Below are 1,764 nucleotides of genomic sequence, written 5' to 3' on the forward strand. Positions count from 1 at the left end.
TAACACTTGCTGAGATCAAAGCTAAGCCTCTGTTTAAAGTGATTGGCTCATCTCTTCTTTATAAATTAAATGAGGCTGTTTCTTTGAATCTCACTCAATATTTAGCCCTTTCCTTCTTATAATAAAGTGGGATTGTATCAAACAGCTACTCTTCTTTTTGAGAATGAATGCTTCTCAGATTTTTCCAAAAATGACGCAAAAAATAAAAAAGTTAACTTGCAATTTTCATATTCAAAGTAATTCGTAAAGCATCTATTGATTTTTTCCAACCCACTTAAAATCTTAAATTAAGGATTTAATAATTTTTAAATTGAGTGAAGCTGCTAAAATTTTAAAATGTGCTAATCCTGCATCGGTGAGTTTATTACGGCCAATTAGATCTAAAGATTGCAAAGCCGTTAAAGGTACCAAATGTGCTAATCCATCATCCGTGAGATTCATACAGTAGCGTAGATTTAGATGCTGCAAAGCGGTTAAGGGTGTCAAATGTGCTAATCCTGCATCGGTGAGATTCTTACAATCGCTTAGATCGAGATGCTTTAAAGCCGTTAAAGGTTTCAAATGTGCTAATCCATTATCAGTGAGATTCCAGCATTGGCTTAGATCTAGATATTGCAAAGCCGTTAAGAGTGTCAAATGGGCTAATCCATCATCAGTGAGTTTATTGCACCTGCTTAGATCAAGTTGCTGTAAAGCCGTTAAGGGTGTCAAATGAGCTAATCCATTATCAGTGAGATTCCAGCATTGGCTTAGATCTAGATATTGCAAAGCCGTTAAGGGTGTCAAATGGGCTAATCCATCATCAGTGAGTTTATTGCACCTGCTTAGATTGAGATGTTGTAAAGGAGTTAAAGGTGTTAAATGGGCTAATCCTGCATCGGTGAGATAATAGCACCCACTTAGATTGAGATGCCGTAAAGCCGTTAAAGGTGTTAAATGGGCTAATCCAGCATCCGTGAGATTCTTACAATCGCTTAAATCTAGATGCTGCAAAGCCGTTAAAGGTTTCAAATGGGCTAATCCAACATCCGTGGGATTCTCACAGTAGCTTAGATCTAGATGCCGTAAAGCCGTTAAAGGTGTCAAATGGGCTAATCCACCATCCGTGAGTTTATTGCACTTGCTTAGATTGAGATGCTGCAAAGCCGTTAAAGGTGTCAAATGGGCTAATCCAACATCCGTGAGATTCTCACAGTAGCTTAGATCTAGATGCCGTAAAGCCGTTAAAAGTTTCAAATGAACTAATCCATCATTAGTGAGATTTCCATATTGGCTTAAATCTAGATCTTGCAAAGCCGTTAAGGGTTTCAAATGGGCCAAGCCTGCATCAGTGAGATTCTCACAGTAGCTTAGATTAAGATGCTGCAAAGCCGTTAAAGGTGTCAAATGGGCTAATCCTGCATCGGTAAGATGATAGCACCTACTCAGATTTAGATGCTGCAAATTCGTTAAGGGTGCCAAATGGGCTAATCCAGCATCAGTGAGACCCTGGCATTTCTTAAAATGGAGTACTTTTAAATTTTTACAATCTTTTAATGCTAAAAGATGGGCATCTGTTAAATAAGTCTGATTTGAAAAATCAAGAGTTTCTATTTCATCTGAAAAATGATTTATAATTCTTTCAAACTCTGCCAATTGAGAGGTCTGGTTTAATAAGGCGCCTACAACGGTCAATTCTAAATAGTTTTTCAAAGTGTTTAATTGACATTGCTGCGCAAAATTTAAAAGTTCTTTTAATCTGACTAAACTCTCTTCAGTAGAGTT

At 37.3% G+C, this 1,764-nt stretch carries 1 protein-coding gene; it reads right to left on the reverse strand.

The features are described from left to right. Window positions 1–282: 282 nt before the first annotated feature. Window positions 283–1,764: hypothetical protein (locus tag TY19_RS11485; RefSeq protein ID WP_079979187.1), on the reverse strand; the 1,482-nt coding region annotated here is incomplete at its 5' end.

This window comes from Candidatus Protochlamydia sp. R18 (genome assembly GCF_000648255.1).
GTDB classification, from domain to species: domain Bacteria; phylum Chlamydiota; class Chlamydiia; order Chlamydiales; family Parachlamydiaceae; genus Protochlamydia; species Protochlamydia amoebophila.